The sequence below is a fragment of the Streptomyces sp. NPDC093591 genome (genome assembly GCF_044764885.1).
In the GTDB taxonomy this organism is placed as follows: Bacteria; Actinomycetota; Actinomycetes; order Streptomycetales; family Streptomycetaceae; genus Streptomyces.
Genome location: NZ_JBIWIY010000005.1, coordinates 324190 through 349222, shown reverse-complemented (window position 1 = coordinate 349222; position 25033 = coordinate 324190). Strand labels below are relative to the sequence as shown.

The 25033-nt window shown below is 69.7% G+C and carries 21 protein-coding genes, 1 tRNA gene and 1 riboswitch; of the genes, 6 read left to right on the top strand and 16 right to left on the bottom strand.

Annotated elements, in window-relative coordinates; translation table 11 throughout:
- Positions 1–336 precede the first annotated feature (336 nt).
- Complete coding sequence (locus tag ACIREI_RS13835) at positions 337–1557, top strand: acetyl-CoA C-acetyltransferase (protein ID WP_403331762.1); 1221 nt, start codon at positions 337–339, stop codon at positions 1555–1557.
- Positions 1558–1852: 295 nt separating this feature from the next.
- The gene (locus ACIREI_RS13830; RefSeq protein ID WP_403331759.1) at positions 1853–2635 is read left to right on the top strand and encodes a hypothetical protein; all 783 of its coding nucleotides are present in this window, start codon (positions 1853–1855) and stop codon (positions 2633–2635) included.
- 33 nt (positions 2636–2668) lie between these two features.
- Here ACIREI_RS13830 and ACIREI_RS13825 read toward each other — a convergent pair whose 3' ends face one another.
- Positions 2669–2980, bottom strand: a complete 312-nt coding sequence (locus ACIREI_RS13825) for a hypothetical protein (protein WP_403331756.1) — start codon at positions 2978–2980, stop codon at positions 2669–2671.
- 104 nt (positions 2981–3084) lie between these two features.
- Here ACIREI_RS13825 and ACIREI_RS13820 point away from each other — a divergent pair, with 104 nt between their 5' ends.
- Complete coding sequence (locus ACIREI_RS13820) at positions 3085–3315, top strand: DUF4287 domain-containing protein (protein WP_095753563.1); 231 nt, start codon at positions 3085–3087, stop codon at positions 3313–3315.
- A gap of 82 nt (positions 3316–3397) precedes the next feature.
- On the opposite strand, the gene ACIREI_RS13815 is transcribed toward ACIREI_RS13820, so the two are convergent.
- The 3 genes from ACIREI_RS13815 to ACIREI_RS13805 form a co-directional block, all read right to left on the bottom strand.
- Entirely contained in the window at positions 3398–4309 is a 912-nt protein-coding gene (locus ACIREI_RS13815; RefSeq protein ID WP_403331753.1) for a Bax inhibitor-1/YccA family protein, read from the bottom strand.
- Positions 4310–4524: 215 nt separating this feature from the next.
- Complete coding sequence (locus ACIREI_RS13810; protein ID WP_403331750.1) at positions 4525–5700, bottom strand: 4-hydroxybenzoate 3-monooxygenase; 1176 nt, start codon at positions 5698–5700, stop codon at positions 4525–4527.
- Positions 5701–5849: 149 nt separating this feature from the next.
- Positions 5850–5933, bottom strand: a tRNA-Leu gene (locus ACIREI_RS13805).
- Between the two features lie 393 nt (positions 5934–6326).
- On the opposite strand from ACIREI_RS13805, the gene ACIREI_RS13800 reads away from it, so the two are divergent.
- The gene (locus tag ACIREI_RS13800; protein ID WP_403331747.1) at positions 6327–7097 is read left to right on the top strand and encodes an ABC transporter ATP-binding protein; all 771 of its coding nucleotides are present in this window, start codon (positions 6327–6329) and stop codon (positions 7095–7097) included.
- On the top strand, positions 7097–9631 hold the full coding sequence (locus ACIREI_RS13795) for an ABC transporter permease (protein ID WP_403331744.1): 2535 nt from the start codon (positions 7097–7099) through the stop codon (positions 9629–9631). Before ACIREI_RS13800 ends, ACIREI_RS13795 begins: the two co-directional genes overlap by 1 nt.
- Before the next feature lie 52 nt (positions 9632–9683).
- Here ACIREI_RS13795 and ACIREI_RS13790 read toward each other — a convergent pair whose 3' ends face one another.
- Entirely contained in the window at positions 9684–10982 is a 1299-nt protein-coding gene (locus ACIREI_RS13790) for a class I SAM-dependent methyltransferase (protein WP_403331741.1), read from the bottom strand.
- Between the two features lie 185 nt (positions 10983–11167).
- Positions 11168–12556 carry an NAD(P)/FAD-dependent oxidoreductase gene (locus tag ACIREI_RS13785; protein WP_302000121.1) on the bottom strand — a complete coding sequence of 463 codons (1389 nt, stop codon included), beginning with the start codon at positions 12554–12556 and terminating at the stop codon, positions 11168–11170.
- Positions 12557–13127: 571 nt separating this feature from the next.
- On the opposite strand from ACIREI_RS13785, the gene ACIREI_RS13780 reads away from it, so the two are divergent.
- Positions 13128–13373 carry a hypothetical protein gene (locus tag ACIREI_RS13780; protein ID WP_403331738.1) on the top strand — a complete coding sequence of 82 codons (246 nt, stop codon included), beginning with the start codon at positions 13128–13130 and terminating at the stop codon, positions 13371–13373.
- 80 nt (positions 13374–13453) lie between these two features.
- Here the strand turns inward: ACIREI_RS13780 and ACIREI_RS13775 are convergent, their stop codons facing one another.
- The 10 genes from ACIREI_RS13775 to ACIREI_RS13730 form a co-directional block, all read right to left on the bottom strand.
- Positions 13454–14425 (bottom strand): exopolyphosphatase, encoded by a 972-nt coding sequence (locus ACIREI_RS13775; protein WP_403331735.1) that lies wholly within the window; start codon positions 14423–14425, stop codon positions 13454–13456.
- 112 nt (positions 14426–14537) lie between these two features.
- Entirely contained in the window at positions 14538–15056 is a 519-nt protein-coding gene (locus ACIREI_RS13770; RefSeq protein ID WP_403331732.1) for a DUF501 domain-containing protein, read from the bottom strand.
- A 29-nt stretch (positions 15057–15085) separates the two neighbouring features.
- Positions 15086–15562 carry a septum formation initiator family protein gene (locus ACIREI_RS13765; protein WP_403331730.1) on the bottom strand — a complete coding sequence of 159 codons (477 nt, stop codon included), beginning with the start codon at positions 15560–15562 and terminating at the stop codon, positions 15086–15088.
- 93 nt (positions 15563–15655) lie between these two features.
- Positions 15656–16942: a phosphopyruvate hydratase gene (gene eno, locus ACIREI_RS13760; protein WP_403331727.1), complete on the bottom strand. Its 1287-nt coding sequence runs from the start codon at positions 16940–16942 to the stop codon at positions 15656–15658.
- Between the two features lie 296 nt (positions 16943–17238).
- On the bottom strand, positions 17239–17934 hold the full coding sequence (locus ACIREI_RS13755; RefSeq protein WP_403331724.1) for a transglycosylase family protein: 696 nt from the start codon (positions 17932–17934) through the stop codon (positions 17239–17241).
- A gap of 4 nt (positions 17935–17938) precedes the next feature.
- Positions 17939–18137: riboswitch (cyclic di-AMP (ydaO/yuaA leader) on the bottom strand.
- Between the two features lie 205 nt (positions 18138–18342).
- Positions 18343–19383 (bottom strand): transglycosylase family protein, encoded by a 1041-nt coding sequence (locus ACIREI_RS13750; protein ID WP_403331722.1) that lies wholly within the window; start codon positions 19381–19383, stop codon positions 18343–18345.
- A gap of 167 nt (positions 19384–19550) precedes the next feature.
- Complete coding sequence (locus ACIREI_RS13745; protein ID WP_403331719.1) at positions 19551–20834, bottom strand: cytochrome P450; 1284 nt, start codon at positions 20832–20834, stop codon at positions 19551–19553.
- Positions 20831–23053, bottom strand: a complete 2223-nt coding sequence (locus tag ACIREI_RS13740) for a hypothetical protein (RefSeq protein ID WP_403331716.1) — start codon at positions 23051–23053, stop codon at positions 20831–20833. Before ACIREI_RS13740 ends, ACIREI_RS13745 begins: the two co-directional genes overlap by 4 nt.
- Positions 23054–23095: 42 nt before the next feature.
- Positions 23096–24073 carry a nucleoside triphosphate pyrophosphohydrolase gene (locus ACIREI_RS13735; protein ID WP_403331713.1) on the bottom strand — a complete coding sequence of 326 codons (978 nt, stop codon included), beginning with the start codon at positions 24071–24073 and terminating at the stop codon, positions 23096–23098.
- A 132-nt stretch (positions 24074–24205) separates the two neighbouring features.
- The gene (locus ACIREI_RS13730; RefSeq protein ID WP_403331710.1) at positions 24206–24850 is read right to left on the bottom strand and encodes a SurA N-terminal domain-containing protein; all 645 of its coding nucleotides are present in this window, start codon (positions 24848–24850) and stop codon (positions 24206–24208) included.
- Positions 24851–25033: the final 183 nt, after the last annotated feature.

Genomic DNA, 25033 nt, shown 5'->3' with positions numbered 1-25033 from the left:
GAGCTTCTTTCGCCCCCGCCGCCCCTACCCGTCCCATCCTTCTGGGGCTCCGCCCCAGACCCCGCTCCTCAAACGCCGGAGGGGCTGGATACGCCGGCCCGGGCTGGATCTTTCAGCCCGTCCGGCGTTTGAGGACGAGGCCCGCAGGGCCGAAAGCGGGGGTCTGGGGGCGGCAGCCCCCAGGGACGGGACGGGTAGGGGCGGCGGGGGCGAAGAAAGCAAGCGCTTAGAAAATTGCGGCCAGGGTCACACCCCCGCGCCCGTGACCTCACCCATACGTACGGGTAACTTCCCTCACAGCCCTGCCCGACCCCCCGGTATGCCACTGGAGCCGTGATGCCCGAAGCCGTGATCGTCTCGACCGCCCGCTCCCCCATCGGCCGCGCCTTCAAGGGCTCCCTCAAAGACCTGCGCCCCGACGACCTCACCGCCACCATCATCCAGGCGGCCCTCGCCAAGGTCCCCGAGCTGGACCCCCGCGACATCGACGACCTGATGCTCGGCTGCGGCCTCCCCGGCGGCGAGCAGGGCAACAACCTCGGCCGCATCGTCGCCGTACAGATGGGAATGGACCACCTCCCGGGCTGCACCATCACCCGCTACTGCTCCTCCTCCCTCCAGACCTCCCGCATGGCCCTGCACGCCATCAAGGCCGGCGAGGGCGACGTCTTCATCTCGGCCGGCGTGGAGATGGTCTCCAGCTACGCCAAGGGCAACTCCGACAGCCTCCCCGACACCCGCAACCCCCTCTTCGCCGAGGCCGAGGCCCGCACCGCCGAGGTAGCCCAGCAGGAGGGCACGACCTGGCACGACCCGCGCGAGGACGGCCTCCTCCCCGACCCGTACATCGCCATGGGCCAGACCGCCGAGAACCTCGCCCGGGTGAAGGGCATCACCCGCCAGGACATGGACGAGTTCGGCGTCCGCTCGCAGAACCTCGCCGAGGAAGCAATCAAGAACGGCTTCTGGGAGCGCGAGATCACCCCGGTCACGACCCCCGACGGCACGGTCGTCAGCAAGGACGACGGCCCCCGCCCGGGCGTCACCATGGAGGGCGTCGCGGGCCTGAAGCCGGTCTTCCGCCCCGACGGCCTCGTCACCGCCGGCAACTGCTGCCCCCTCAACGACGGCGCGGCGGCGGTCGTGATCATGTCCGACACCAAGGCCCGCGAGCTCGGCCTCACCCCGCTCGCCCGCATCGTCTCCACCGGCGTCTCCGGCCTCTCCCCCGAGATCATGGGCCTCGGCCCGGTCGAGGCGAGCAACCAGGCCCTGCGCCGCGCCGGCCTGACGATCGACGACATCGACCTGGTCGAGATCAACGAGGCGTTCGCCGCCCAGGTGATCCCCTCCTACCGCGACCTGGGAATCGACCTCGACAAGCTGAACGTCAACGGCGGCGCCATCGCCGTCGGCCACCCCTTCGGCATGACCGGCGCCCGCATCACCGGCACGCTCATCAACTCCCTCCAGTTCCACGACAAGCAGTTCGGCCTGGAGACGATGTGCGTCGGCGGCGGCCAGGGCATGGCGATGGTCATCGAGCGCCTGAGCTGAACCACCGATCCAGAGCCCCTAGGTAGTCAACTCACGACCCAGCGTGAGCCTTCGGCCCAGAACCCGGGAAACTCCAAGGTTCTGGGCCGTTTTGTGATCCAATCTCCCCCAGGATGTGACCTATCTCCCTCCGGGGAGGGATCTACGCAGGTCAGAGCCACTTCACCACTAAACACAGGCCCCAAAGTCCTGTCCGTTTCGTGACGTTACGCACTGACAGCTGGATAGTCCGCCCTTCAAGCTGATGTAGGAAGTCGGGGGTCGACTTTGAACCGGGAGTACGTCAGTGAGCGCCATGCCGATCGCTTTGCTGCTCACCACGGCCGCCACCGGCGCCGTGGGCGTCGCCGTCCTGCGCACCCTCATGGTGTTGCGCCGACAGGTCGCGGCCCTGCACACCGAGCTGGCCCAGAACAACGCCGCCGCGGCCCGGGGCATGGTTCCGCAGGCCCGCCTCTCCGCCGAGGCCGATGAGATACGTGCCGCGGTCGCCGAGGCGCTTGCCGAGGAACGCGAGCGGGAGCTGGCCGAGGCGCGCGCCTTCTGGGCCGCCCAGGAGGCCCGTGACGCCTCCGACGCACCCACGCTGCTGGGCCTGTCCGACAGTGAGCTGTTCCTGCCCCGTCAGGCCGATTTCGCGGGCCTGGAGCACCTGGAGCCGGTGAGCGAGACGACCACGGACGCCGACGAGTTCGCCGGGGAGTCCCCGGAGCTGGCCGCGGCCCGCCGCCGCCACCCCTCCCACCCGGACTTCGTCCCGGTCTCCTCACCCGTGGTGAACGACCATGAGCGCACGGTGTCCACCCTCGAGGAGCTGGCCGCCTCCGCCACCGAGCTGACGGACGTCCGTCCGGGCCCGCTCGGCACCCTCGACGTCTACGTCTTCGCCGACGGCACCACGCTCTGCATGACCCCGGGCCACCGCGAGACCGCGGAACGCCTGGCGGCGGCCCTGCGCTCGGGCGAGACGCCGGTGCTGCTGGGCGGATCGGGCGTGTCCGGGGCGTACACCCTGACCTTCGCCTGCGGCGAGGAGAACGTCTACATCCTGGCGGACAGGGTCATAGCGTCCCTCTAGAGGCAGAGGCCGAAACCGGGCGGAACACCCGGATCACACCCCCGCCCGCTTCTGCGCCTCCTCCACCAGCCTCACCGCGTCCTCGACCTCACCCTCGTTCGTGAGTACGAGGGCCAAGTCGTGCACAGCGACGGTGATTTGGTCGGCCGCGGCGAACATCCCGGCGTCCGGCATCTCCCGGGGCTCCGCCCCGGGCCGCTCCAGAACCTGCGCCCGCCGGGCCAACTCCCTGGCCAACCGCAACGCTTCGCCGGCACCGCCTCTCTGCAACCGGCTCTGAGGCGCGGCCCTCAAACGGTCGGCGAAGTGATCAACGGCACGAGTCAAGGGCGTCGTATCAACCACCAGACAAACCTACGCGTCGCACCACGACTGTTGCCAACAGGCGAACGCTCAGGCACGGTGACCTGAAGGACCGGCTTACATCCCCTTTGCGTCCGGAGGCGCCGATGTCCCACGTCCTCTCCGAGGAGACCCACCGCAACATGCTCGCCCGCATCCCCCACTGCACCGGTCGTGAAGTCTCCGACTGGCTCCGCACCGTAGAAGAAGGCCCGGCTCTCTTCCGCTTCGAGGAGAAGGTCAGCTGGCTTCGCCACGAATACGACCTCGCGTACGGCCACGCGAAGGCGATCGTCCACGAGTACGACCTGAGGAGGGCGGCGCGCAAATTCCTCTAGGCGCGCACGGAAGACGAAGGGCCCCGGGTACGAACACCCGGGGCCCTTTCGCTCACGACCGCCTCGCAGCGGCCCTGAGCGACTAGTCGCTGCTGTTGAGGATCGCGATGATCCTCAGGAACTCCATGTAGATCCACACCAGCGTCAGCGTGAGGCCGAAGGCCGCCAGCCAGGCCTCCTCGCGCGGCGCGCCGTAGGCGAGGCCGTCCTCGACCTGCTTGAAGTCCAGGGCGAGGAAGCAGGCGCCGAGCAGGATGCCGATGACACCGAAGAGGATGCCGAGGGGGCCGCTGCGGAAGCCGAGGCCGTCACCGCCGCCGAAGACGGCGAACAGCAGGTTGACCGCCATCAGCAGGATGAAGCCGAGCGCGGCCGCCATCACGAAGCCGACGAAGCGGCGGTTGACGCGGATCCAGCCCGCCTTGTACGCCACCAGCACCGCGGCGAAGACCGCCATCGTGCCGAGCACCGCCTGCATGGCCGCACCGCTGGCGATGCGGTTGTCGACGATGCTGGAGATCACGCCGAGGAACACGCCCTCGAACGCGGCGTAGGTCAGGATCAGCGCGGGCGAGGCCTTGCGCTTGAAGGACTGGACGAACGCCAGGACCATGCCGATCAGCGCGGCGCCGATGCCGATGCCGTAGGACCGGCTGATGTTCGCGTCGTCGACGGGCAGCAGCGCCCAGGCGAGCGCGGCCGTGACGATCAGGACGCCGAGCGTGGTGCCGGTGCGCAGGATGACGTCGTCCATCGTCATCCGGCCGGTGGTGGCCGGGGCCTGCGGCGGTGCGCCGTGCTGCACGTCCTGCTGGGCGTACGGGTTCTGGGCGTAAGGGTTCTGCGCGTACGGGTTGCCGGCCTGCGGCTGGGCGTACGGGTTGGCCTGCGTGCCGACAGCGGCGCCCCCGGCCTGCGGCGCGGTGTTGAAGCCCGCGTAGCCGTTGTCGCGGCTGAACCCCCGTCGCGAGAAGACCGGGTTGCTGCTCCTCATTTCACTCCTCCATGGCCAGCGTGCGTGACCTTGGCTCAAGAGTAATAGGTAGGCAAAGGATTGACCCTAGTGCTTGGGGAGGATCTTTCCCTCGTCATGCTGCGCAACACGCTACGCGGCTGGGTGATTCCCGGCCACGGTGGGGCTCATTCATGACGAACCTGGTACGTGGCCGGAACCGGCCGGAGATCACTCCCCCGGCCCCACCCGTGCGCTCACCCGAACGGGAAGCCGGTGTACCCCTCGGCCAGGTCCGTCTCGGCCGCCCTCGACCCCGTGATCCGCTCCAGTCGCGCCAGCTGGAGCCGGTCCTCGAAGGGGGTGGCGTCGGGGGCGCGGTGCAGTAGTGTCGTCATGTCGTACGAGAACCGCTCGGCCTGCCAGACGCGGCGCAGACAGGTCGCGGAGTAGGCGTCGAGAAGCTCCGCCGAACCCGTCCGCCGCTCATGGGTCAGTGCCCTCGCGAAGGTGACGACGTCCCCGACGGCCAGGTTCAGGCCCTTCGCGCCGGTCGGCGGCACGATGTGTGCCGCGTCGCCGGCGAGGAAGAGACGGCCGTGGCGCATGGGCTCGTGGACGTACGAGCGCATGGGGGTGACGTTCTTCTGGGTGATGGGGCCGCGCTCCAGGCGCCAGTCGTCGGCGGTCTCGAAGCGGCGCTCCAGCTCCGCCCAGATCTCGTCGTCGCTCCACTCCTCGGCGTCCGTGCCCTCGGGGACCTGGAGGTAGAGGCGGGAGACGGACGGGGAGCGCATGGACAGCAGCGCGAAGCCGCGGTCGTGGCGGGCGTAGACGAGCTCGTCGTGCGAGGGCGGTACGTCGGCGAGGATGCCGAGCCAGCCGAAGGGGTACGTCCGCTCGAAGACCCGGGTGAGCTCGGCGGGGATCGCCTTGCGGGACACGCCCCAGAAGCCGTCGCAGCCGACGACGTAGTCGCATTCGAGGACGTCCTCGACGCCCTCGTGCCGGAAGCGCACGCGCGGGCTGTCGCCGTCCACGCCCTCCACCGCCAGGGCCTCCGCCTCGAAGAGCAGCGGACCGCCCTCCTTGAGCTGGAGGGCGATGAGGTCCTTGCAGACCTCGGTCTGGGCGTAGACCATCACGGACCGGCCGCCGGTGAGGGCGGGGAAGTCCACGCGGTGGCGCTTCCTGTCGAAGCGGAGCTCTATGCCGTCGTGGCGCAGGCCCTCGCGGTCCATGCGCTCCGCGGCGCCGGCCGCGCGCAGCACGTCCACCGTGCCCTGCTCCAGGATTCCGGCGCGCTGGCGGTGCTCGACGTAGGCGCGGTCGCGGCTCTCCAGGACGACCGACTCGATGCCGGCGTTGTGGAGCAGCCGGGCGAGGAGGAGGCCGGCGGGGCCTGCTCCGATGATGCCGACGGTGGTGCGCATCGGTCGCTTCCCTTCGTTGGTCGTCACTACTTCGCTGCGGTTCGCGTGGTGAAGTTTCATTCACCACTTTCTGACGTGAGTCTCCGATCGCACGCGCCCGCTGTCAACGGTTGCGCGTGAACTCTTGAAGGGAAGGAGAGAGTCGGAAGTGCCCAGAGCCGGACTTGAACCGGCACGCCCGCGAAGGGGCAGCGAGGTTTAAGCTCGCCGTGTCTGCATTCCACCATCTGGGCAGGCCATGGGCTCCGCATCGAGGTTCCGAGCCTATCGGGATACATCCCCCGAACAGCGGACGGGCGGACCGATGTTGTCTTATTTTATTGACGTCTGAGGGTGCATCAGCCCACGGAACGCGCCATCCGCACTTGCCAATAGCCTTACGTGCGGCGGTCGGCAGCGCATACGGAATGACGGAATTTCACCGTCCAAACAAGGACGCTCCACCTGTTCCAGACGCGAACGCCCGTCAGGGGCGCCCGTCATCCTCAGGTATGACACGGCGGCGTCCGGTCCATCCGGAGTCTGTCTTCGGAACCAGAACAGCGACTGACTACACGGCGCTCTTCGGCCAGGACGATGGATGACGTCCCTTCGAACACACCGTCGTCCCTCAGGAGCGCCTTCTCGTGACCACCTCATCCATCGCCGACCGGGCCACCACCGTGGCCGCGCGTGCCACGGATCTGTCGAAGATCTACGGACAGGGCGAGACCCAGGTGGTCGCCCTGGACCGGGTCTCCGTCGACTTCCGGCAGGCCGAGTTCACCGCGATCATGGGCCCGTCCGGCTCCGGCAAGTCCACGCTGATGCACTGCGTGGCCGGCCTGGACACCTTCTCCTCCGGTTCGGTGCGCATCGGCGACACCGAGCTGGGCTCCCTGAAGGACAAGCAGCTGACCAAGCTGCGCCGGGACAAGATCGGCTTCATCTTCCAGGCGTTCAACCTGCTGCCGACGTTGACGGCCCTGGAGAACATCACCCTCCCGATGGACATCGCGGGCCGCAAGGCTGACAAGCAGTGGCTGGATTCGGTCATCCGGATGGTGGGCCTGGCCGACCGTCTCAGCCACCGCCCCGCCCAGCTCTCCGGCGGCCAGCAGCAGCGCGTCGCCGTGGCCCGCGCGCTGGCCTCCAAGCCCGAGATCATCTTCGGCGACGAGCCGACCGGAAACCTCGACTCGCGCTCGGGCGCCGAGGTGCTGGGCTTTCTGCGCAACTCCGTACGGGAGTTGGGGCAGACCGTGGTGATGGTGACCCACGACCCGGTGGCGGCGGCCTACGCGGACCGGGTGGTCTTCCTCGCCGACGGACGGATCGTCGACGAGATGTACCGGCCGACGGCCGACACGGTCCTCGACTTCATGAAGCAGTTCGACGCGAAGGGCCGCACCAGCTGATGTTCCGCACCGCCCTGCGCAACGTACTCGCGCACAAGGCCCGGCTGTTGATGACCGTGCTCGCCGTGATGCTCGGCGTCGCGTTCGTCTCCGGCACCCTGGTCTTCGCCGACACCCTCTCCAACGCCTTCCGCAACCAGTCGGCGAAGAGCTACGACGACGTCGCCGTCGCCATCACCTCGTACGGCGACTCGGACAACCCCGAGGAAGAGCCCGGCCTCTCCCGGAAGACCCTCGACAAGATCTCCGCGCTGGACGGCGTCGACGCCGCGTACGGCCGCGTCGACGGCTTCGCCGGGGTCGCCGACCCCGACGGGAAGCTGATCGGCGTCGGCTGGTCCAACAAGGGCTCCAACTTCGCCCCCGGCAAGGACGGCAAGGACCCCGCCTACACGTTCACCGACGGCTCGGGCCCGGTGAAGGACGACCAGATCGCCCTGGACAAGGAGTCCGCGGCCAAGGGCGCGTACCAGGTCGGCGACCGGGTGCGGGTCGCGACCAACGGGCCGGTGAAGGAGTACACCCTCAGCGGTGTGTTCACCACCGAGGACGGCGCCGTGAACGCCGGCGGCAGCCTCGTCCTCTTCGACACCGCCGTCGCCCAGAAGCAGTACCTCAAGCCGGGCTACTTCGCGAGCGCCACCGTCACCGCCGCCCCCGGCGCCGACGACGCCAAGATCCTGGACGCGGTCAAGCCGCTGCTGCCGGACACCGCCGAGGCGAAGACCGGCCAGGCGCTCGCGGACGAGCAGGCCCAGCAGATCGAAGAGGGCATGAGCTCGCTCAAGCAGGTCCTGCTCGGCTTCGCGGGCATCGCGCTCTTCGTCGGGATCTTCCTGATCTCCAACACCTTCACGATGCTGGTCGCCCAGCGCACGAAGGAGATCGCGCTGATGCGGGCCGTCGGCGCGTCCCGCAAGCAGATCACCCGCTCGGTGCTCGCCGAGGCCGCGGTGGTGGGCCTGGTCGCCTCGGCGATCGGCTTCGTCCTCGGCATCGGTCTCGCGGTCGGTCTGCGGTCCGGCATGGCCGCCTTCGGCATGAAGATCCCGGACGGTCCGCTGATCCTGTCGGCCACGCCGGTGCTCGCCTCGGTCGGCGTCGGTGTGCTGATCACGATGTTCGCCGCCTGGCTGCCCGGCCGCCGGGCCGCGAAGATCCCGCCGGTGGCCGCTATGAGCAGCGTCCACGCGGTGGCGACCACCAAGTCGCTGGTCGTGCGCAACTCCATCGGCGCGGCCATCACCGCCCTCGGCTCGGCCGGGATCGTGCTGGGTGCCTCGTCCGGCGGGGAAAGCGGCCGGATGTACATCGCGGCGGGCGCGTTCTTCGCGCTGGTCGGTGTGATCATCCTGATCCCGCTGCTGTCCCGGCCCGTGATCGCGCTCGTCCGTCCGCTGCTCGTCGGCCCGTTCGGGGTGTCCGGCAAGCTGGCCGGCCAGAACGCGGTCCGCAACCCGCGCCGTACCGGCGCCACCGCCTCGGCGCTGGCGATCGGCCTGACGCTGGTGACCGGCCTGTCGGTGCTCGGTGCCACGGTCGGCACGGCCATCGACAAGATGACCACGGACAACATCAAGGCCGACTACATGGTCTCGATGGCGAACGGCGGGGACCTCGACCAGTCCGCGCTGACGGCACTGGAGAAGGCCAAGGGCGTCTCGGCGGTCTCGCCGCAGCAGGACGCCTACTTCCAGGTCGGTGACGAGGACTACGTGTCCGCTTCGGCGGTCACGCCGGGCGACATCGAGCAGGTCCTGAACGTCGACGTCGTCAGCGGCAACATCGCTTCGCTCGCCAAGGGGCAGATCGCGGTCGCCGAGAAGACGGCCAAGAACCGGGGCTGGCAGCCCGGCGACCGGCTCCCCGTCACCTTCGGCGACGAGAAGAAGGCCACGCTGACCGTCGGCGCCGTCTACAAGGACAGCGAGTTCCTCTCCCCCGTCCTCGTCGACACGAAGGTCGTGAACCCGCACGAGGTGCAGCCGTACATCCGGCAGATCTTCGTGAAGGTGGACGGCGGCCAGTCCGCGGCGAACGAGAAGGTCCTCGTCGACGCGCTCGGCGACAACCCCGCGATCACGGTCATGGACCGGCAGGACATCCGCAACGAGTTCGGCGGTGTCATCAACACCATGCTGAACATCATGTACGGCCTGCTGGCGATGGCCCTGATCATCGCGGTGCTGGGTGTCGTCAACACGCTGGCGATGTCGGTCTTCGAACGGCAGCAGGAGATCGGCATGCTGCGCGCGATCGGTCTCGACCGGCGCCGGGTGAAGCGGATGGTCCGGCTGGAGGCCGTGGTCATCTCGGTGTTCGGCGCGGTGGTCGGCATCGGTCTCGGCGCGTTCCTCGGCTGGGCGATCGGCGAGACCATCGCCGACCAGATCCCGGGCTACGCGCTGGTCCTGCCCTGGGACCGGATCGGGATCTTCCTGGTGCTGGCCGGTCTGGTGGGCGTCCTGGCCTCGCTGTGGCCGGCCCGCAACGCCGCGCGGCTGAACATGCTGAACGCGATCAAGGCGGAATAGCCGTACGCGCACGAGGGCCCCGTTCCCGGGAGGGAGCGGGGCCCTTGGCCTGTCAGCCCCAGGTACGGGCCCGCAACGGCAGCCCCGAGTCACCGGAGTCGGGTGTCCTGACGGCCAGCACCTGGTTGACCCCGATGTGATTGCGTTCGAAGGCGAGCGCGCAGGCGGCCATGTACAGCTGCCAGACGCGGGCGCGTCCCGGGCCGGTGAGCTCGACGGCCCGCGCCCAGTCGGCCTCCAGGTTGGCGACCCAGCGACGCAGGGTCAGGGCGTAGTGCTCACGGATCGACTCCACGTCGCGCACCTCGAACCCGGCCCGCTCGAGCTGGGTGACGGTGACACCGATGGGCTGGAGTTCGCCGTCGGGGAAGACGTAGGAGTCGATGAACTCGTCGACCTGGTAGGTGGATTCGTCCCGCTGCGGCCGCCGCCCGATCTGGTGGTTGAGCAGCCGCCCTCCGGGCTTCAGGAGCCGGTACAGCACGTCGGCGTACTCCAGGTACCGCTCGGCGCCGACGTGTTCGGCCATCCCGACGGAGGAAATGGCGTCGTACGGGCCGTCGTCGACATCCCGGTAGTCCTGTACGCGGATCTCCACCTTGTCGGTGAGCCCCGCGCCGGCGACGCGCTTGCGGGCGTACGCCGCCTGCTCCTGGGAGAGGGTGACACCGACGACGCGCACGCCGTACTCACGGGCCGCGTGCACGGCCATCGAGCCCCAGCCGCAGCCGACGTCCAGCAGCCGCTGACCGGGCCGGAGTCCGAGCTTGCGGCAGATGAGGTCGAGCTTGTCGTGCTGGGCGGCTTCGAGGGTGCCGTCCGGAGGCGGGGCGGACCAGTAGGCGCAGGAGTACACCATGGACGGGCCGAGGACGATCTCGTAGAAGTCGTTGCCGACGTCGTAGTGGTGGCTGATGGCGCGTCTGTCGGTGCGCTTGGTGTGCAGATGGCCGCGGGCCCGGCGCACCTCCTCCGGCGGCGGCGCGGGCGGCAGCGGAAGTCCGCCGAGCTTGACGAGTCCGCGTACGGCGGCGCGCACTTCGGGGTCGCGCAGGGACTCCACCAGCCCGCGGGCGTCCTCCCCCCGCTCCCACACCAGCCCCGCGAGCAGATCGAGGGCGGTGTACAGGTCCCCCTCGATCTCCAGGTCCCCGGCCACCCAGGCCCGGGCCAGGCCCAGTTCGCCCGGCTTCCACAGCAGTCGGCGCACCGCACGGCGATTGCGTACGACGAGAACGGGCGCCCCCGGCGGCCCCGCCTGCGAACCGTCCCAGGCGCGGATGCGCACCGGGAGCGGGACTCCCAGCACCTGTTCGAGAAGGCTCTTCAGCCGCAGCGCGGCGTCTGCCATGGCGCACACCTCCGTGATCGGATCCCGGAATGTCCAACACCACGTAAACACCTGCGCGCCCCGTGCGCAGTCCCCCACGCGCGTTACGGCTGGGCAAACAACCGTCACGGATCCCCGAACGCCGAAGGACCTCCCGCACCACGGATGGCGGGAGGCCCTTCGGTTGGTTCAGCGACCGGTCGGGGTCAGGAGGCCTTGGCCTTCTCGCCCTTGTCGGCCTTGCTCGCGGCGGCGACCGGCGCCGGCTTGGCGGCCTCGTAGAACTCCTCGCGCGGGTGCTCCATCGCGCCGAGGGAGACGACCTCGCGCTTGAGGAACATGCCGAGGGTCCAGTCGGCGAAGACGCGGACCTTGCGGTTCCAGGTCGGCATCGCCAGACCGTGGTAGCCGCGGTGCATGTACCAGGCGAGACGGCCCTTGAGCTTGATCTTCATCTTGCCCATGACGATCATCGCCACGCCCTTGTGGAGGCCGAGGCCCGCCACCGCGCCCTTGTTGGCGTGCGAGTAGTCCTTCTGCGGGAAGCCCCGCATACCGGAGATCACGTTGTCGCCGAGGACGCGGGCCTGACGCAGGGCGTGCTGCGCGTTCGGCGGGCACCAGGCGTTCTCGTTGCCCGCCTTGCGGCCGACGAGGTCCGGGACCTGGGCGTTGTCGCCCGCGGCCCAGATGTAGTCGGTGCCCTTGACCTGGAGCGTCGTCTCGCAGTCGACGTGACCGCGGGGGCCCAGCGGCAGACCGAAGCGGCCGAGGGCCGGGTTCGGCTTGACGCCGGCCGTCCACACGATCGTGTTGGAGTCGACCTCGAGCCCGTTCTTCAGCACGACGTGGCCGTCGACGCAGGAGTCCATCGAGGTGGAGAGGTAGATCTCCACGCCCCGGCTCTCCAGGTGCTCCTTGCCGTAGGCGCCCAGCTTCGGGCCGACCTCGGGAAGGATCTTGTCGGCGGCGTCGACGAGGATGAACCGCATGTCCTCGCGGGAGACGTTGGTGTAGTACTTGGCCGCGTCGCGGGCCATGTCCTCGACCTCGCCGATGGTCTCCGCGCCCGCGAAGCCACCGCCGATGAAGACGAAGGTGAGCGCCTTGCGGCGGATCTCCTCGTCGGTCGTGGAGTCGGCCTTGTCGAGCTGCTCGAGGACGTGGTTGCGCAGGCCGATGGCCTCCTCGATGCCCTTCATGCCGATGCCCTGCTCGGCGAGGCCGGGGATCGGGAAGGTGCGGGAGACCGCGCCCATCGCGATGACCAGGTAGTCGAAGGGCAGCTCGTACGCCTCGCCCACCAGCGGGGCGATCGTGGCGACCTTGCGGTCCTGGTCGATGGTGGTGACCCGGCCGGTGAGGACCTCCGCCTTCGGCAGCACGCGTCGCAGCGGGACGACGACGTGGCGCGGGGAGATGTTGCCGGCGGCGGTTTCGGGGAGGAAGGGCTGGTAGGTCATGTACGACCGGGGGTCGACGACCGTGACGGTCGCCTCGCCGTAGCGCATCTTCTTGAGAATGCGCCGAGCTGCGTACAGGCCTACGTACCCACCGCCTACTACGAGGATCCTGGGACGCTCCGTGGTGCTCATGCCATCGAGTATCCACCCGGTTCAGGGGGGTCGCTCGTGCGCCCCTTCACAAGCTCTTGCAGGGGCTGTGCTACCATCCCCGGCCCGCGTGACGCAGGTCATGGTCACGATCGGGAACCGCGATGTGCCGCACCCCGTTGTCAATGCCGCGTGAGCTGCCTCTCTGGGTCTCCGGCCCCCCTGTGAGCGGGTCGCGACGCCCTTCCTCGGGAAGCCCCCAGGGCACCCTTACACCGCCCATCTGAACATGTTCAAGGGCCTGTTCACCCCTCGGACGGGTCAACCGATGCCGATCAGTGCTCCGACAGGGCAGAATTCCTTGTGAAGAACTTCACGAAGTTTCTTCGGCGGGCGCCTGCGAAGGGTTCCCGAAGGGCCCGAAAGGCCCCCCTGGGCGCGCTCATACGCTAGCCGACCTGCTCAACCGGAGGCTACCGATCGGTAGCAAACGAGACCCGAACCACCCCGCGGGTGCGACCGGGACCACCCGGCCATCGCGCCCGGCACCCCCGTCACCCGGTCAGCCACGCTCGGCGAGCAAATCCGGCAGAAGCGAGCATAACGTGCAGCCATGATCACCTCACAGAAGGCCCTCACGCGGGCCACCTCGCGAATAGTCTCGGTCGGCGCGGCTCTGGGCATCGCTCTCACAGTGGGGGCGGCGACGGCCGCAACCGCTGCGGCAGCCCCGTCCGCCTCACACGTCGCCGCAAGGGCCGCGGACGGCCACGGCCACGACCACGGTCACCACCACGACGGCCACCACCACCACGACGGCGGGGGGTGCAGCGGCCTCGTCGTACTCCTCTGTAACTGACGGATAGCCCGCAAGGGCCGAGACGACGGCCCCGGTTCCTCACCAGAGGTACCGGGGCCGTTCCGTGTCTCCGCGGCGGGTCAGTCGCCGCGCTCACCCTCTTGCGCGGCTTCCGCCACCTTGAAGGCGATGCCGTCGAGGATGTCGTGCTCGCTGACGACGACCTCCCGCGCGCCGATCCGTTCCATGATCGCGAGCAGCACCAGGGCGCCCGCCGCGATGACGTCGACTCGCCCCGGATGCATGGACGGTACGGCCGCGCGCTCGGCGTGGGTGGAGTGCAGCAGCCAGTCGGTGATCTCCCGGACCCGGTCGTGGCTGATCCGCGAGTGGTGGATGCGGGTCGAGTCGTACTCGGGCAGTTCCTGGGCGATCGCCGACACCGTGGTCACGGACCCGGCGAGCCCCACCAACGTGCGCGCCTCCCGCAACGGCACCGTCTCCTCGGCGAGGTCGAGGGCCGCCTCGATGTCGGCCCGCATCGCCGCGATCTGCTCCGCCGCGGGCGGGTCGGAGACGACGCCGTCACGCACCAGGTGACGCTCGGTCATCCGCACACAGCCGACGTCCACGGAACGGGCCGCGCGCACATGCTCCTCGCCCACGACGAACTCGGTCGACCCGCCGCCGATGTCCACCACCAGGTAGGGCTTGGGAAGGTGGTCGTGCTCGGCCAGTTCCTTCGTCGCCCCCGTGAAGGAGAACTCGGCCTCCTGGTCCCCGGAGATGACCTCGGGCTCGACCCCCAGGATGTCCAGGACCCCGCGCACGAACTCGTCCCGGTTCTCCGCGTCCCGGGAGGCGGACGTGGCGACGAAGCGCAGCCGCTCGGCGCCGTGCTCCTTGATGATCGCCGCGTACTCCCGGCAGGCGGCGAAGGTCCGCTCCAGCGCCTCGGGGGCAAGCCGGCCGGTCCGGTCGACGCCCTGTCCGAGCCGCACGATGGTCATACGGCGGTCAAGGTCGACGAGTTCGCCGGTGGCGGGATCCACATCGGCGACGAGAAGCCGGATGGAGTTGGTACCGCAGTCGATGGCGGCGACGCGGGTCATAGGGGTGCCTTTCCGATGTGCGGGACATACTCAGCCCGTCCGGCGTTTGAGGACGAGGCCCGAAGGGCCGAAGCGGGGGTCCAGGGGGCGGCAGCCCCCTGGCGGGGCGAGATCACTCGGCGGAAACCACGCACGGCCCCTTCGCCCACCACTCGGGCAGCATCGCGATCGCCTCGTCCCCCAGCGGATTGACCCCGGGCCCGGCCGCCAACGAGTGCGCGACCAGCACATGCAGGCACTTCACCCGGTCCGGCATCCCACCCGCACTCGGAAAACCCGCCAGCTCCTCGATCTCGTCACGTCGCCGAATGTAGTCCTCGTGCGCGGAGCGATACGCGGCGGCCAGCTCCGGATCACTCTCCAGCCGCGCCGTCATCTCCTTCATCACGCCGTTCGCCTCCAGCGTGCCGATCGCCGACGACGCCTTGGGGCACGTCAGGTAGTACAGCGTCGGGAAGGGCGTGCCGTCGGGCAGCCGGGGAGCCGTCTCGACCACGTCCGGCTGCCCGCACGGGCACCGGTGAGCGATCGCGCGCAGCCCGCGCGGCGGACGTCCGAGCTGCTGCTTGAAGGCCTCGACGTCCGCGTCGGTGGGTTCGGTGCGCGGGGTGGGCGGCGGGGGCGTTTGCATGCCTGTCTTTCTATCGGTTCTCGCTGGGCTCAGTGATCGGCGGCGTCGGCCTTGTCGACCCCGTCCCAGATGTTCGTGTACCAGGGCCGGTCGGCCGCGCCCAGTTCGGTCCGCGACTGCTTGGCCGCGTCCGGGTCGATCACGACGTAACCGGTCTCCCCGGGCATCACATAGTGCAGCCGCTGCCGGATCTGCTGCTCGGCGTAGGCGTCGTCCTGCCAGCGTGCCTTGAGGTCGCGCAGCTGCTCGACCCGCTTGGCGGCCTCTTCCTTCTGCCGCTGCATGTCGGCGACGTCGGCGCGCTGGGAGACGTACTGCCTTATGGGGTAGGCGAGCGCCACGACCAGCGAGCACAGGACCAGCGCGAGCAGCGCGGCCCGTCCGGTGAGCCTGGAGCGCCGGGCCTGCCGCTTGGTCTGGGAGCGGTAGACGCGGGCCGCCGTCTGCTCTCCGAGCAACCGGATCCTGGTCGCGGTGGAGAACCGGTCCCGGTCCTTCACGGCCATGTCCCGCCTCCCGTTTCACACGCGTACGTCCCCGCACACGGTACGGGACCGAGTACGGGGACGTACGTACGACGCTTCCTACGAGGCCACTACTCAGCCCTTGAAGCGCGGGAAGGCGCTACGGCCGGCGTACACCGCGGCGTCGTCGAGGATCTCCTCGATGCGCAGCAGCTGGTTGTACTTGGCGACGCGGTCCGAGCGGGCCGGGGCACCGGTCTTGATCTGACCGCAGTTCACGGCGACGGCGAGGTCGGCGATGGTGACGTCCTCGGTCTCGCCGGAGCGGTGGGACATCATGCACTTGAAGCCGTTGCGCTGGGCCATCTCGACGGCGTCCAGGGTCTCGGTCAGCGAGCCGATCTGGTTGACCTTGACGAGCAGGGCGTTGGCGGCGCCCTCCTCGATGCCGCGGGCCAGGCGCTCGGGGTTGGTGACGAACAGGTCGTCGCCGACGATCTGGACCTTGTCGCCGAGCTTGTCGGTGATGATCTTCCAGCCGTCCCAGTCGTCCTCGTACAGCGGGTCCTCGATGGAGACCAGCGGGTACGCGGAGACGAGCTCCTCGTAGTACTCGGTCATCTCGGCGGCCGAGCGGGACTTGCCCTCGAACTCGTAGCTGCCGTCCTTGTAGAACTCGGACGCGGCGACGTCCAGCGCGAGGGCGATCTGCTCGCCGGGGACGTAACCGGCCTGCTTGATGGCCTCGACGATGAGGTCGAGGGCGGCGCGGTTGGACTCCAGGTTCGGGGCGAAGCCGCCCTCGTCACCGAGGCCGGTGGACAGGCCCTTGGTCTTCAGCACCTTCTTGAGGGTGTGGTAGACCTCGGCGCCCCAGCGCAGGGCCTCGGAGAAGGTCTCCGCGCCGATCGGGGCGATCATGAACTCCTGGATGTCCACGTTGGAGTCGGCGTGCGAGCCGCCGTTCAGGATGTTCATCATCGGCACCGGCAGCAGGTGCGCGTTCGGGCCGCCCAGGTAGCGGAAGAGCGGGAGGTCGCTGGCCTCGGAGGCGGCGTGGGCGACGGCGAGCGAGACGCCGAGGATGGCGTTGGCGCCGAGGGAGCCCTTGTTGTCGGTGGCGTCCAGGTCGAACATGGCCTGGTCGATCAGGCGCTGCTCGGTGGCGTCGTAGCCGACGAGCTCCGGGCCGATCTGCTCGATGACGGCGAGGACGGCCTTCTCGACACCCTTGCCGAGGTAGCGGTTCTGGTCGCCGTCGCGGAGCTCGATGGCCTCGAAGGCGCCGGTGGAGGCGCCGGACGGAACGGCGGCACGACCCGTGCTGCCGTCGTCGAGGCCGACCTCGACCTCGACGGTGGGGTTGCCTCGCGAGTCGAGGATTTCCCGGGCTACGACGACGTCGATGGACGGCACGAGCATCTCCTTCGTGGATGTGACGCTGGTAGTGCGGGGCTGTGAGCCTTGCGACTAGAGCCTAACCGCCTCGGGGACGTCGGCAGCCGACCGACCGTCCCGTGGACAGGACCGAACCGTACCCATTGTTCACTGCCGGAACAAAGGGTGGGTGACATACAGGGAAAGAAAAAGCCCCGCCCCGGTGCGTACGGGGGAAGACGCACCGGAGCGGGGAGCCCGTGGGGGACGGGGGGTGACCCTCACGGGACCTCCACTATGAGGTCCACGGATGTGAGGGCGCTGTGGTTCAGCTGTCGGTACTACTTCAGGTGCAGCTGCTGACCCGGGTAGATCAGGTTCGCGTCCTCGACGATGTCCTTGTTCAGCTGGAAGAGCTTCTCCCAGCCGCCCTTGACGCCGTGCTCCGCGGCGATCGAGCTGAGGGTGTCACCCTTGACGACCTTGTACTCGCCGTCGCCCTTCTTGACCTTCTCGCCGGTCGGGGTGGTGACGGTCTTGGTGCTCTTCTTGGTGGCGGGACGCTCGCTGGAGCGGGAGGCCGACTGCTGCTCGGTGGAGCGGGTGGTGCTCTCGCTGCTCTGCGAGGAGCCGCTCGACGAGGAGCCGGAGCCGTTGTAGGCGGCGCTCGACAGGCCGGTGCCGCAGTGCGGCCAGGCGCCCTTGCCCTGGCCCGCAAGGACCTTCTCGGCGATCTCGATCTGCTGGGCCTTGGTGGCCTGGTCGGCGGTGGAGGCGTACGCCGTGCCGCCGTACGCGGCCCAGGTGGAGGCGGAGAACTGCAGACCGCCGTAGTAACCGTTGCCGGTGTTGATCGACCAGTTGCCGCCGGACTCGCACTGGGCGACGGCGTCCCACTCGGAGGCGGTGGCGGCGGAGGCGCTGCCGGCCGCCATCAGCGGGGCGGCCACGGCGGCGGCGCCGGTGACACCGACGACGGCTATGGCGCGAGCGGCCTTGGACGGACGACGGTGCTTGCCCTTGCTGGAAAACAGCATGGAGAGATCCCCTCACCGACGCCTGCGAGGTGAGCTGTCGGGTTCGGGCCGGTTGAGTTGCCCGGCCGCGCACGTCGCCTTTCGGCTCCTGATGCGCGGCTTCACCCCTAGCCGACTCCGGCCGTGCGGCCCCGAAGGGCCTCAACTGCCGGACCCGGCGCTTACCTTGGGTCCCCCGCTCCTGCCTACGGCGCTTTACGCGACGACTGTTCCCGTACGGCCGCTGGCAGGATTCGGCGTTGCGGCAGCCGGGGCTCGTGGTGACGAGCGGTCATGACCGTAGCCACGCGATTCGGGGAATTTCAAAGACGATCAGGGCTTCTGAGATCTATCTCTCACTGCATTCAAAGCGGACATTCAGCGCGAATCATGACGTGAACTCGGGCTGTTTTTCACCCTGTTCGCCCCTTATTCGGCGGGGACTTCCAGGGTCTGACCGGGGAAGATGTGGTTCGCGTCAGTCCCGATGGCCCGCTTGTTCGCGTCGTACAGCGCGGACCATCCGCCGTCGAGCTCAAGGGAGTCGGCGATGGAGGCGAGAGTGTCGCCGGCGCGGACGGTGTACGAGGCATGGCGGCCGGAGGACTTGACGGCGCTCTCGGTCGCCTCGCTCTCGTCGGCACTGGGCCCACGATGACGCCCGGAGCCGGTCGTTCCGGAGTCGATGGCCCCGGTGTCGACGAGGCTCCGGGAGCCCTCTCCCTGCTCCGAGTTGTCCTGATTGTCACTCTCGGGCGTCTCTATGGGAGAGCCGTCAGGCGACTGTGAGGCGCTCGTGTTCGCGGATGTATCGGACTTCGAGGAGTTGTCCGTCGTAGAGGATGAAGAGGGCGAAGAGGAAGAAGGAGAGGAATCTGGGGACGATTCGGACGAGCCGCCGGAAGAGCCGCTCGGCGAGTTCGAGGAGTCGGAGGAATTCGAGGAGTCGCCAGACGTGTCCGCCGTATCGGACGAGTCCGATGAATTCGAACTCGATGAACTCGACGAGTTGGATGAATCGAGCAATCCGGATGATCCGGACACTTCAGAGGGCGAGTCCTCCTCGACGCCGGTGTCGAGGTCGACCGAACCGGACTTCTGGGTGAGCCCGTTGAGCACCGCACAGGTGCCCCAAGGGCTGGTCCCCTGGTCCGCGAGGATGTCCTGGGCCACGGCTATCTGCTGGGAGCGGCTCGCCAGGTTGGGGCTGGAGGCGTAGTCGAGGCCGCCGTACTTCTCCCAGTCGTCCTGGGTCAGTTGCAGTCCGCCGTAGTGGCCGTCGCCGTTGTCGGCGCTCCAGGAGCCGCCGCTCTCACAGTCGGCCACCTTGTCCCACACGGTGCCCTCGGCCGCGCTCGCGCCCGTGGCGCCGAGGAGCGGGATGGCGATGGCGGACCCGGTCACTCCGGCCGCGACGAGGAGCGCCGGAGCTTGACGGGGGCGACGGTGACGACCGTTCCCGGAGAGCATGCGGGGACCTTTCGCGAGACAACGGTGACCGCGGCGCTTGAAACCTGGGCGCCGTCATTGATCCGTGAACGTATAGGCAGACGATCACTTGTCACAAGTTAATGCCGCGCAGATCACGTGAAGATCACAGACTTGAGCGCGTGTCACGTTTGCGCCGGTGGACGTACTCACCCAACAGGGGTGAACTCCACCGGAAGCGTACGCAGTCCGCGCATGATGAGGCCGCCCCGCCAACGCAACTCGGCAGGATCCACGGCGAGTTCCAGATCCGGCAGCCGGGTGAGGAGCGTGGCGAGGGCGGTCTGGCCCTCCAGGCGGGCGAGCGGGGCGCCGAGACAGTAGTGGATGCCGTGGCCGTAGCCGAGGTGCTGGTTGTCTCGGCGGCCGAGGTCGAGGACGTCGGGGTCCGTGAACCGCTCCGGGTCACGGTCGGCGGCGGCCAGAACGACGAGGACCGGATCGCCGGGTGCGATGTGCTGTCCGCCGATGGTGAGCGGTTCGGTGGCGAAGCGCCAGGTGGCGAGTTCGACGGGGCCGTCGTAGCGCAGGAGTTCCTCGATGCCGGTTTCGAGGAGGGCGGTCTCGTCCGCGGCGAGGGAGGTCTGCAGGCGGGCGCGCTGCTCGGGGTGGGTGAGCAGGGCGTAGGTGCCGTTGCCGATGAGGTTGACCGTCGTCTCGAAGCCGGCGAACAGCAGGATGAAGGCCATGGCGGCGGCCTCGTTCTCGGTGAGGTGCTCGCCGTGGTCGGAGGCGCGGATGAGGCCGGAGATGAGGTCCTCGCCGGGGGTGGGGGTGTCGGGGAGTGCCTCGCGCTTGCGGTGGATGAGGTCGGCGAGATAGCCGCGCATCTTCTTCACGGACCGTGCGACGCCGCCCCGGGGTCCGCCTTGGTGCCGGATCATCATGCCGGCCCAGTCCCGGAAGTCGTCCTGGTCCTCGCGGGGGACGCCGAGCAGATCGCAGATGGCGTAGATGGGCAGCGGGAAGGCGAACTCGTGGATCAGGTCGGCGCTCCCCTTCTGCGCGAACCCGTCGATGAGGTGGTCCGTGAGCTCCTGCACCCGAGGGGCGAACTCGGCGACGCGGCGAGGGGTGAAGGCCTTGGAGACGAGCCTGCGCAGGCGGGTGTGGTCGGGCGGGTCGATGTTCAGCAGGTGCGTCATCAACTCGGCCTTGCGCTCACCCGGAATGCCGGTCTTGCCCTTGGCGTGGGCGGGTTCGTCGTGGTGGGCCGGGTTCTTGGACAGGCGGGCGTCGGCGAGGGCCTGCTTGGCGTCGGTGTAGCGGGTGACCAGCCAGGCCTCCACGCCGCTGGGGAGGCGGGTGCGGTGCACCGGCGCGTGCTCGCGGAGCCAGGCGTAGGCGGGGTAGGGGTCCGTCGCGAACTCCCAGGTGAAGAGTTCGGGGGCCTGGGGGGTGGTCGGGGCCGGGGGGTGGGGCTGGTTGGTCACTCCTTGACGGTATCCGGAGCGTCGGCCGGGGTACTGCCCGGTGGTGGGGGGAGCCTTTCGAGGAGGCCTTCCGGGTCTGCGGCTTCCGCCTTGCGGCGCCACTCCTCGGCTTCCGTGACCTTCCCCCGCTTCTCCAGTAGCTCGGCGATGAGCGACTCGACCTCAGTGGCTCCCCGTGCGTGGCCCGCGAGATACCACGACAGTGCCTCCTTGTCCCGGCCGAGTTCCTCCAGTTCGACGCCGAGGTTGACCGCCCCGGACGCGTCGCCGCCCTCCGCCGCCTGCCGGTAGAGGGACACACGGTCGGCGCCCTCCCGATCTTCGAGAAGAAGCCCGAGGTGGTTCGCGGCGCGCGCGTCACCCCACGCCGCCGCATACCGAAGCCACTCCTCCGCGTCCTCCTTCCTGCCCCAGTGGTACAGCAGAACGCCGAGACTGCCCGCGACCTCGCGGCGGCCCGCCGCCGCGGCCTTGCGGTACCAGCACAGCGCCTCCTCCTCACGTCCGGGCCCCACCAGCATGTCGCCCAGTTCCTGCGCCGCGTCCCCCTCACCCGCCGACGCCGCCGCGCGCAGCCAGTACTCGGCCCGCTCCCGCAAGAGACTGCCCAGCCACGCCGCGGCCTTCGCGCTGCCCGCCGCAGCCGCCCGCTCCAGATACGGGAGCGCACCGCCCTCCTCCCCCCGCCCCCGCAGAATCTCCGCCAGCTCCACGGCCGCCCCCGCATCCCCCGCGTCCGCCGCCCGCCGCAGCCACCCCTCACGCTCGTCGCCCTCGGTGCGCCGAGCGAACCCCAGCGCCACCGCCACGTCCCCCGCCTCCACGCGGTCGTGCAACGCGGTGCGGGCCGCGTCCAGGACAGCCGGGAAGTCCAGCGGAGCGTCCGGCTCGCGGGCCGCGTCGAGCAGCGTCCACCACACCTCGTCCGGCACCGGCTCCAGATCGCCGCCCGACCTCAGCGCCTCCGAGACGAGCGCCCCGTACGCCCGCCAGGTGCCCTCCTCCTCGCCCGCCACGAGCAGCCCCGAAACCCCGAACATCGGCGCCGTCGCCCAGGCCAGGGCGTCCTCGAACGACTCCCGGTCCTCCGCCCGGTACAGCTCCTGGACCCTCCTGAGCAGCTCGGCCGGCACCGCTCCCGTGACCCCGCAGCGAGCCAGATCGATCGCCGCCCGGACCAGTAACTGCCCACGCGGGTGCTCCAGTTGGGTTCCCACGCGACGCCATTCGTCGAACAGGTGATGTCCGACGGCGAAGTACGTGGCGACCCCCTCCCGGCCGCTCCACATGTACGCCGGATACGCCCGCCGGTCGTCGAGCGCCGCCAGCCGCGCCAGCTCCGCCTCGCTCCACTCGCGCCCGAGCTCCACCGTGCGGGCCGCGGCGACGACCCGGTCTCCGGGGGCGGTCCCGGCCCGGCGCCGGTAGTACTCGTCGGGGCTCATCGTCGCGAGCACGACGGCACCGAGCTCGTTGAGCCGCCCCAGGAGCCGGAGGTCCAGGCCGCCCGCGCCGAGATGGCCGGTCAGCTCGTCCAGCCAGACCACGTATTTGCCGGGTTCGCCCTGCAGCGTGGCCGCCAGCGGCCGGAGGTCCTCGCCCGGGTCCGGGGCGTACAGGCGGTACCCCTCCAGTGACCGCACGCCCTGCCAGGCGGTGTACGACTTGCCCACGCACGGTTCGCCCAGGATCAGCACGAGGCTGTCGCCGGCGAGCTGGGCACGCAGCTTCCCTTCGCAGTCGCGCGGCACATACGGCGGCACGTCGGGCAGCCCGGGGACGGGCCGGGTCGGGCGTACACCGAACTCCCGCGGCCCCACCTCCTCCACCGGCCGCCACTGCGCCGGGGCGGGAACGGTGCCGTAGTGGTTGTACTGCACGCCCACGACACGGTCATGGAACGTGGAGTCGCGGAAGTCGACGTGGTCACCGGCCGCGGTGCCGGCCGGTGCGGGTACGGGAGCGGCCTGGGCGGCCGCGATCGCCTCGAGGTCGGAGAACTCCTGGGGATGGTTTCTGCGCAGGGTCGCCAGCAACCTGACCCAGTCACGGGCGTCCGTACGGTTGATGGAGGCGACTCCCGCAGTCCGGATCCAGAGGTCCGCCGCCCCTGGGACGCTCGACCGCGTCAGCGCGTCGAATACCCGCCGCGAGGTGTCCCGCGAGTCGACCATGGCGCGCACCAACGCGTCCCGCAGCTCCTCCAACTCCGTTGTCACACCGGCCCCCACGGCTCGCACCCACCCGTTGCGCCAACGGTACTAAGAGGACACCCCCTCAGCAGCCCGTACGGCATCCCGGTAAGCCCGCGCGGCAACCCGCAAAGCCGCCTCCGGATCCACCCCGGCCGCCTCCGCCCGGACCGCCATCGCCAGCAGCTCGTACCCGATGCCCTCCCCCGACGGCAGCGGCACCTCCAGCCCCGCCGTGCGCACCCGCGACGCCAGCTTCGCCGCGAGGGCGAGGCCGGGCTGGCCGAGGGGTACGCCCTCGGTCACCGAGTTCCGCTGCTTCTCCACGGCCTTGGTGCGCAGCCAGTGCTCCTTGACCTCCTCGGGCGTCGTCGCCGTCTCGTCGCCGAAGACGTGCGGGTGGCGGTGGATGAGCTTGGTGACGATGCCGCCGGCCACGTCGTCGATGGAGAAGGGGGACTCCGGGTCCTCCTCGGCGATCCGCGCGTGGAAGACGACCTGCAACAGGACGTCGCCCAGTTCCTCGCGGAGCTCGTCGCGGTCGCCGTCCTCGATCGCCTCGACGAGTTCGTACGCCTCCTCGATGCCGTACTTCGCCAGGCCCTTGTGGGTCTGCTGGGAGGACCACGGGCACTCGGCGCGGATGCGGTCCATGACCTGGACGAGGTCGAGGAGGCGGGCGCCGGGGAGATCGTAGGAGGCCGGGAGCAGCTCCAGCTCCGGCATCCGGACCCGGCCACTGCCCGCCAGGCGGGCCAGGCCGTCCGTCAGGGCCGGCTCGCCCTCCCCCGTGGCCACGACCACGACCGTGCGGCCGCCGGCGCAGGCGTCGACCAGTTCCTCGGCGGTCGGGGCGGCATCGTCGACCGCTATCGCGGCCTCGCGCAGATACGGCAGCTGCGGATGCGCGCCATCCGCGCACAGCACCCGGTCGGCGCCGTGCAGCGCCTGCCATGCCGGCCAGGACAGCAGGCCGGGGGCGACGCGGTGGCTGGTGGTGAGCAGGACGATGCGGCCGGGGGCGGCTTCGGGACTGGTTGCGTTCACGATCCGAACGTAACCCAAGCCACGCACAACCCCCTGAGTTATCCACAGGCCGGTGGCTCCGCCGTTGTCCACAGGGGGCGGGCGGCCTCGCGCCGCACCGCTGGCGCCGCCTGCTGCCGCCCCGCCGCCCGGTTACGCCGTCTGCGGCGTCCCCGCCGCCGTCACCTCGCGCACCCACGGCGTTTTCGCGTCGGCCCGGCTGCTCTTCTGGACGTCCCAGGTGCCGTAGCGCGGGTTGAGGTCGATGTCGAGCTTCTTGGACGCCTCGGCCAGGGCGTTCCAGAAGGCCGGCTTGCCGGTGTCGGTGCCGAGCGCGGCGGCGAGTTTCTGGGCCTCGAGCTGGAGGCGGAGGTTTTCGTCGAGGCGCTCCGGGGCGATGCCGTACTGCTGGAGCCAGGCCGTTTCCAGCGCCTTGGCCCCGCCGACCTGCCCTTCCAGCTCGGAGCGCATCTTCTGGAGTTCCTTGCGGGTGACGGTCACTCCCGCGTCCTGCGCGGCGCGGTGCAGCACCCGGTCGAGGACGAGGTTGTGCAGGACGTCGCGCGGGAGGGTGCCCGACTTGGCGATGACCTGCGCGTACTGGGTCTCGTCCGGCACGGCCGCGCGCTGCGCCGCGCGTACCTCGCTCACCCTGTTCTCCAGCTGCGCGACGGTGATCCGCTGGCCGCCGACGACGGCCGCCGCGCCGGGATGCGCATCGTTCCCGCAAGCGGTGAGCAAAGGCGCCGCGGCGATCGCGGCGGAGAGCAGGAGCGCGGTGCGACGGCGGCGGTGCAAGGAAACCTCCCGAGGAGATTGTGCGACGGTGCACAAAGTCTTGCGGTGATCGATGGTAGGCAGTCGGCAAGCTCTGGCCAACCCATTCGACCAACGATTCATCAGGACTTCGGGCACCACGCGCCGCCCGCATGGCGGGTCGATCCGTCAGCCGGTGATGCGCACCGGTGCGTCGCACGTGTC